Raw genomic sequence first — 7,715 nt, 5'->3', positions numbered from 1 at the left:
AATTTCTTGTAATACACCCTGTAATCTCCTTTAACATCTCCTTTGAAATCATATTCTTTTGATAGGATATATGGCTTTCACAGATCATCCCTAGGGCTATGGCTTCTCCATGTAGTAGCGGTTCATCTGAATTTAAATAGTGGCTTTCAAGCGCGTGGCCAATGGTATGTCCAAAGTTTAATATTTTTCTAACACCGGATTCCTTTGGGTCTTTTATAACTATATCGTTTTTAATTTCAACGGAATGTTTGATTACCTCCAGCCAATTTAATGTTTCCATTTTTGATTGTGAGAGTTGTTTCCAACCATCTAAATCTCGGATTAAATGGTGTTTAATGACTTCAGCAAATCCCGATCTTAGTTCATTTGCCGGTAATGTTTCAAGAAAAAAAGGGTCAATAATTACTGCTTCAGGTTCTGCAAAAATTCCAATATGATTTTTAAATCTATTGAAATCTATGCCTAATTTACCTCCAACGCTGGCATCTACCTGGGCGAGTAATGTGGTAGGAATATTAACGAATCGAATACCCCTTTTATAGGTACTTGCGCAAAAACCACCCATGTCGCCAATGACTCCACCACCAAGATTGAGCAATAAACCTTGCCTGTCAAAGCCATGGTCAGTAAGTGTTTCCCAAATAAACTGGCATGTTGCAAGATTCTTATGTACCTCTCCAGAATTAATTCTTATTAACACAAAATCCTTGATTCCTAGGTGAGGAAGACAATGTTCATGGGTGTTTTCATCAACCAGCACTGCAACTTTACTTGATGGTAAGGTAGCCACTACCTTTTTTACTTCTTTACCTACTTCCGTTGAAAAAATAACCTTGCTCACAATTACTTATTGGTGGTTGTGGCTTCAGAAATACTCGTTTGTTTTTTTATTGACTCCTCGTGGATAATCTTGTAAATGTCCTCGATAAACTCTCTTCTTAGCTGTGCATCTTCTGCCCACTTACCTCTACTTTGCATTATCTCTTTCCATCGGTTAAGTTGAAATATGGTAACATTGTTATCCTTTTTGTACATACCCAATTCATCCACAACCTCCATTCTGTTTCTTAATATCTGTATGAGCTCCTGATCAATTTCATCAATCTTATCCCGTAATTGCTCTAGTTTGGATAGAAACAAGGCGTTATCCGAGGTGGCTGATCTAACTTGCAAGGTATTGAGTAAATGCTCTAATGTAGCTGGAGTTATCTGCTGTTTCGCATCACTTAGCGCCTTATCAGGGTTTGGGTGCACTTCTATCATTAGGCCATCATAATTAACATCAAGAGCCTTTTGTGAAACTGATTCAATTAAATCTCGGGTGCCCGCTATGTGGCTTGGGTCGCCTATTAGTGGCAACTCGGGGTAAAGCCTTTTTAATTCAATAGGAATTTGCCACAATGGCTCATTCCTGTATTTAGATTTTCTGTGCGAAGAAAATCCTCTATGAATGGCTCCAAGTTTGGTAATTCCGGCATTTGAAAGACGCTCTAAAGCACCCTGCCATAACGCTAAATCAGGATTAATAGGGTTTTTTACAAGCACAGGTATATCAATACCTTTTAGTGAATCTGCTATTTCTTGAACCGTGAAAGGATTTACTGTAGTTCTAGCGCCAATCCATAATACATCTACACCATATTTTAATGCTAACTCCACGTGTTGCGCAGTAGCTACTTCAATAGCAAATTGAACATCAAAATCCTTCTTAATGTCTTTAATCCATTGTAGGGCAGGGCTTCCTATTCCTTCAAACGTATTGGGCCTTGTTCTTGGCTTCCAAATTCCAGCACGTATTACTTTCACACCCAAATCATTGAGCATTCTTGTGCTTAATCGCAATTGCTCTTCACTTTCGGCACTACATGGCCCTGCAATAACTATCGGTGTTTTCTCCTTGCTCCAAAGGGTTTCTATTCTTTCTCTCATACTAACATAATTTGGGGTAGCTGCCTAGCCATTTAATACGTTCGCTTTCTGCGATTAGATTTCTTACTGCTTCATCTTCAAAATGCCCATCAAATTCTAAAAGAAACTGATAGCTAAAACCTTTTCCTTTTTTTGCAGGATAACTTTCAATTTTATTCAAATTAATATTAGCATCGTAAAACTTTTGTAAAAAATTAACAAGGCTACCCGGCTCTGAAGAAAGCTTAACCAGTATGGAGGTTTTATCGTTACCACTTTTGCTGTTTTTAAAATCGTTTGATATTATTAAAAACCTTGTAAAATTATCTGCACTGTCTTCTATATTATCAAATAAAACTGGCAATTGATAGAGCTTGGCGGCAATAGGCGAGCAGATGGCGGCTGAATCGCTATTTTCAGAGGCTAACAGAGCTGCTTTACTTGTTGAATCTACAGGGATCAAGGCAACTTCATGATCAAAATACTCTTCAATAAATTTGCTACATTGCTTAAAAGCAATGTCCTTGGAATAGATTTTTGATATTACTTTCAAGTCATCGTTAACTGAACCAAATGTAAAATGAATAGGCATAGGTAGTTCGGCAACGATATTAATATCTAAACTATTTAAGAGTTTAATAGTGTCATTCACAATGCCTTCTTGATTATTTTCTACTGGAATTACACCAAAGCGCACCCTCTCAGTAGCCACTGCTTCAAAAACACTCTTGATTGTTTTTAGGGGAATATATTCACTTATTGCACCGAACCTGCTTTCAGCTGCTTGATGCGTAAAGCTTCCTTCAGGGCCAAGGTATGCCACTTTTTCTGATAACTCTATATTGCGGCTTACTGCAAAAATCTCAAGAAATATAGCTTCAATCGCCTTCTTGTTTAATCTGCCTGTTGTCTGTTCAGACAATCTCTGGATTATGGCCTGCTCTCTGTCGGGCCTGTATATAGCACCATTTGTGTTTCTTTTCAGGTCTCCAATGGCTTTTACCACTTCCATTCGATCATTTAACAGGCGCAGCAATTCTGCATCAATTGAATCGATTTTTACTCTCGCTTCATCTATGGATTTGATTTCACTCATACCTAACTAAGATATTAAATTAAAACAAATCAGTTGATTATAGGTTATTTTATATCTTTGGCACGTTAAATTTTACCTATGCAATTAGCATCGAATATATCTTTTGATGATACTTCTGTAGCCTTTGAGGCGAAATCAAATAAAGCCCTTAAAAAGGCTAACTTCCTTTTTACGGTTGTAAATAATCCAGCGATTTCTAGTCTGGCCACAGGGTCTGTGAAATTGGGAATGGCATTACGCTTACCCATTAAAGGGATAATTAAATATACTATTTTTGAGCACTTCTGTGGTGGCGAAACAATCAAAGAAAGTGAACAAACAATTAAAGAACTCAGTGATTATTCCATAGGTACTATTTTAGACTATTCCGTTGAAGGCGAAGAGGATGAAGCGTCTTTTGATAAAACAATGGATGAAATTATTAAAACAGTAGAAGTAGCCAAATCTTCACCCAATATACCGTTTAGCGTATTTAAGGTAACAGGCCTTGCGAATACCAATCTCCTAATTAAAATACAAAATGGAGAGCAGCTAACAGAAAAAGAAAAAGGTGCCTTTGAAAATGTGAAGGAACGAGTCAACCAAATTTGTAAAAAGGCATATGAAAATGATGTGCCCATTTTGATTGATGCAGAGGAAACATGGCTTCAGAATCCAATAGATAAACTGGCGTATGAGATGATGAAGGCATACAATAAAGAGAAGGCGATTGTGTACAACACTCTTCAAATGTATCGGACAGGTACGTTAGAGGCCCTAAAAAATGCATTTCATTATGCGGCAATGGATAGCTACTTTTTAGGTGTAAAACTCGTACGAGGTGCCTATATGGAAAAAGAAAGAGAACGAGCAGAGGAAATAGGCTACGAAAGTCCCATTCAGCCTAACAAAGAAGCCACTGATGATAACTTTAATAAAGCATTAGCCTTTTGTATTGATAATAAACAGCGCGTATCAGTGGTGTGTGGCTCACATAATGAGTACAGTAATTATTACCTAGCCTTATTGATGGAAAAACATAGTATGAAAAATGACGATCCCAGGGTGTGGTTCGCGCAGCTTTATGGAATGAGTGATAATATCTCGTTTAATCTGGCTAAAGCTGGGTATAACGTGGCTAAGTATGTTCCTTATGGTCCCGTTAAGTCTGTTATTCCATATTTACTGAGAAGGGCAAGTGAAAATACTTCGGTAGCCGGGCAAAGTAGCAGAGAACTTTCGCTAATTAGAAAAGAATTAAAGCGAAGGAAATCACTTCTCTAATATCACAAATTCTACACGTCTGTTTTTTTCTCTCCCAGACTCTTCTTCATTAGTTTCTCGGGGTTTGGTTTCACCAAAACCAAATGATGATAGTCGTTTACTTTTAATACCGTTATCCAGTAAATATTCAAGTACAGCCCTGGCACGATCTTCCGATAGTTTCTGGTTATAATCATCTTTACCTATGGAGCATGTATGACCATCCAATTGAATTTTCACTTTCTTATTATCTTCCAAAAATTGAACTACTTTATTTAACTGTGGGGCCGATGAAGGCCTCAGTGTGGCCTTATCAAAATCAAAATAGATGTTATCAAGTGAAATGCGTTCGCCTACTTCTATGGGCGACATCAAAATGTCTTTGTAAACACTATCGCTTTCATAAACAGCAAGCATATCCATTGGTTCATGTTCAACAGAAATATAACCTTCCCTTTCAGCATTTATTTCATAAATAGCACCAATTGGTATAGCGAAACTGTAAAAACCATCTTCATCTGTATATACTTCTGCTTCAAATATATTAGAGGTGCTGTTCAATAATGTGACGTCTGCATGATCCAAAGGTTGAAGGGTTTTCTTATCTAAAACTTTTCCATAAACTGTAACTATTGGTTCAGGTAAATGCATTACTGGTAATTCAATCCGGTAGATGTCTGCATCATTGCCAGTGCCATTTACGTAATAGGCATATTTACTATCGTACTCAAGTTGGAAAAAAATCTGATCGGCCTCATTATTAACTGTTGGCCCCAAATTTTCGGGATCACTCCAATTCGTCCAGGTGTCGTCCAGTCGGTGAGAAACAAATATATCGCTACCACCAAAGCCTAAATGACCTTTAGAAGAGAAATACAGGGTTTTCCCATCCGGTGCTAAAAATGGTGATGATTCTTCATCAGATGTATTAATGGTTTTTCCGAGGTTAATAGGAGTGCCGTAATTCCCATTTTCTCTAATATGGCTTACATATAAATCTCTTTTACCAAATGACTCTCTGCGCTGAACTGACATCAAGATTGATTTTTGATTTTGGCTCATGAAATAATTGGCGTAAGGTGAGTAGTTTTCAGGGTTTTCAATGATAACATCTCGTATAGATGATAATCCACTATCTAACTTATAGGCAATGGATAACCCCTCAATCATTTTGTTTTTCTTGTACCTGTTACCCAAGAGCAATATGTAACCACTCTTATTGGGTATTATAGAACAGATAAAATTTGGGCCTTCATTGTTTAATGGAGCTCCTATATTTACTGCTTTTTTCCATTCCCCGTTTATATCTTTTTCTGCATACCATATGTCCTCTAAATCTTTACGACCTCCCATATTATTTGGATCCTGAACCCTACTAAAAAACATAGCATTCGCATCAGGGGTGATCAAAGGTTTTAGGTCTTTATAAGGACTATTAATACTTTCACTTAGTTTCTCTGGATCTACAGCTGCATAAATACCAGTGGCAAAATCCACATTAATTTTAATGGGCTCGTCAGAATCTGAAATTGCAATGGCATCAATGCCATTATGTCCTGGAACTTTACTGCCATCTATTTCTACTTTTATGGCATTAACTTTATAGGGAGTTTGCTCGAAGAAAACTGTTAAAAGTCGTCCCTTAATTGGTATGGGTTTAGGATTAAAGATATTTATCAGGTGTTCTTTTCCTTGTTCATCGTACGCATATACTTTAGAAACAGCTGTTGGGTTTAATGACTCGGCAATGGCTATTTGCTTTATTTTAATGGCCTCTTCAAAGCCTACTTTAATAAAGTCAATTTCCTTAGCTTTTTTGGGTGCCCATGCTCGTGTAGATCCTTCACTTCCAGGATATATGTTTGGCTCACCTAGTACTTGTTTAGCTTTATGAGATTCATCACCTAGTAATACCAAATGCCTCGATGCTGTCCATTCAGAGGAGACTTCCAATACCTCGCTGGCCCAGAGTATTTTTTGGGAAAAATTACTGTAGAAGCAGCTAGCGAGTAAAACTGTTAGTAGGTATCTCATTTAGTATCTTGACTTAGGAGGTGTATGACTTGCAAACCTGTAGGCCAAATTAATTTCATACGTCCCAATTCCACGGTCGTTATAACGTAATGATGATGTGTTCCAATCATAACTAAAGGCAACCTTAAACAAAGCAGTTTCAAATTCTGTCAGCAATATAAACGAATCATTGATTCTGTACCAGCCACCCAACCTTGCAATACCATACTTAACTTTGCCGCTCTGAAATGTTGTGAGTTTATAACTCAAATAACTACCTAAATTATTCTGGGTTGTTTCATCTTGATAGGCAATTAAGTAGTTAACAGATGCTGTGGCTTTATGTGACAAATTAAATACTATTCCACCATGATATTTCCATAAAAGAGGTAACTGCTGGGTTTCAGTATCTAACAAGGATTCATTGGGGTTATTTAGATGAGAAACAGATAGGCCTGAATTAGCACTATTGATAATTGCTTTTTCACGTGACAAGGGTGTCCACCAATAAAAAGCACCTGCATTGATATCAATAAATGTTCTACCTCTAAGGTTGCTTACTTCTGAAGGGCTGATGCTGGCATCAAATCCTATAAACGGGTCATACTGCTCACCCCACTGTAAATTCTCCGAGTCAATTCTCTTATTAATAGCACCTATTTGTAATCCGAATGAAACCAGATGTACATATTGTTTATCCAGAGGCAAATTGTAAGCACCTGTAATGTTACCACCAGTTGTTTTAAAATTGTTATCTTCTCCAGCTACATCACTATAAACAGATACCCCCAATGCCCCCACATGCCCCAACGGTTTTTGGTGCTTATTTTTATAGTAGGGAACAATGGCTGAAAATTGACTAGTTGTATAAGGGAATAGTAAATTTTGCCATTGCGACCTGTGGCCGAAACTTACAGTAACATCAGGTTCAATACCAGCTAATGCTGGATTTAAATAAAGTGTGCTATTAAAAAATTGAGAAAATACGGCATCTTGCCCTCGTACTTTGTGCGCCAAAGGAAGTGTAAAAACTATTACGATAAATGTTTTGAGCCACCTATTGCTCATCTCATTTAACCAAAGTTATCGTTCCTGTTTCTTCAAAAGGGTTTCCGTTGTTATACTTTCCTCGTACGGTATAGGTAAAAACGCTATTTCCTTTTTCTTCGCCAGAAGTCTCACCATTCCAACCATAACTTTGTGCTTCATCAAGGTTTGAAGTTCGATAAACTACTTGGCCCCATCTGTTGTAAATAAAGAACTCAAACCCTTCGTTTGATAGATCTTCACCGTATACTTTTACTGTGCTATTTTCCGGATTAGAAGATTTAGGACTGAAAACATTAGGTATAAACAAATTGGTATTTTCAACAACATTTACTGCAATGCTATAGGAATCAGAACATTCACCTTTCTTTGTTGATAGGGTTACATTATATGTGCCAATAGATTTAAA

At 37.2% G+C, this 7,715-nt stretch carries 7 protein-coding genes; 1 reads left to right on the top strand and 6 read right to left on the bottom strand.

Translation table 11 applies throughout. From position 1 onward, the window contains the following. From RLO81_RS11285 to pheA, 3 genes are all read right to left on the bottom strand, one after another. Nucleotides 1-841, bottom strand: an 841-nt coding sequence (locus RLO81_RS11285; RefSeq protein ID WP_350111537.1) for a 3-dehydroquinate synthase, incomplete at its 3' end; no start/stop codon positions are given. Between the two features lie 2 nt (nt 842-843). Further along, nucleotides 844-1,929 carry a chorismate mutase gene (locus tag RLO81_RS11280; protein WP_350111535.1) on the bottom strand — a complete coding sequence of 362 codons (1,086 nt, stop codon included), beginning with the start codon at nt 1,927-1,929 and terminating at the stop codon, nt 844-846. A gap of 1 nt (nt 1,930) precedes the next feature. Then, nucleotides 1,931-3,004, bottom strand: coding sequence for a prephenate dehydratase (gene pheA, locus RLO81_RS11275; protein WP_350111533.1), 1,074 nt, complete (start codon nt 3,002-3,004; stop codon nt 1,931-1,933). 78 nt (nt 3,005-3,082) lie between these two features. On the opposite strand from pheA, the gene RLO81_RS11270 reads away from it, so the two are divergent. Further along, nucleotides 3,083-4,267, top strand: a complete 1,185-nt coding sequence (locus tag RLO81_RS11270) for a proline dehydrogenase family protein (protein WP_350111531.1) — start codon at nt 3,083-3,085, stop codon at nt 4,265-4,267. Here RLO81_RS11270 and RLO81_RS11265 read toward each other — a convergent pair. The 3 genes from RLO81_RS11265 to RLO81_RS11255 all read right to left on the bottom strand — a co-directional run. After that, the gene (locus tag RLO81_RS11265; RefSeq protein WP_350111529.1) at nt 4,256-6,280 is read right to left on the bottom strand and encodes an OmpA family protein; all 2,025 of its coding nucleotides are present in this window, start codon (nt 6,278-6,280) and stop codon (nt 4,256-4,258) included. The two genes, RLO81_RS11270 and RLO81_RS11265, sit on opposite strands and share 12 nt — an antisense overlap. Then, entirely contained in the window at nt 6,281-7,327 is a 1,047-nt protein-coding gene (locus tag RLO81_RS11260) for a PorP/SprF family type IX secretion system membrane protein (protein ID WP_350111527.1), read from the bottom strand. It abuts the gene before it with no gap. Nucleotide 7,328: 1 nt separating this feature from the next. Further along, nucleotides 7,329-7,715, bottom strand: a 387-nt coding sequence (locus RLO81_RS11255; protein ID WP_350111525.1) for a T9SS type B sorting domain-containing protein, incomplete at its 5' end; no start/stop codon positions are given.

The sequence above is a fragment of the Fulvivirga sp. genome (assembly GCF_040220315.1).
Classification (GTDB): domain Bacteria; phylum Bacteroidota; class Bacteroidia; order Cytophagales; family Cyclobacteriaceae; genus Fulvivirga.
This window is presented reverse-complemented; position numbering and strand designations above follow the sequence as displayed.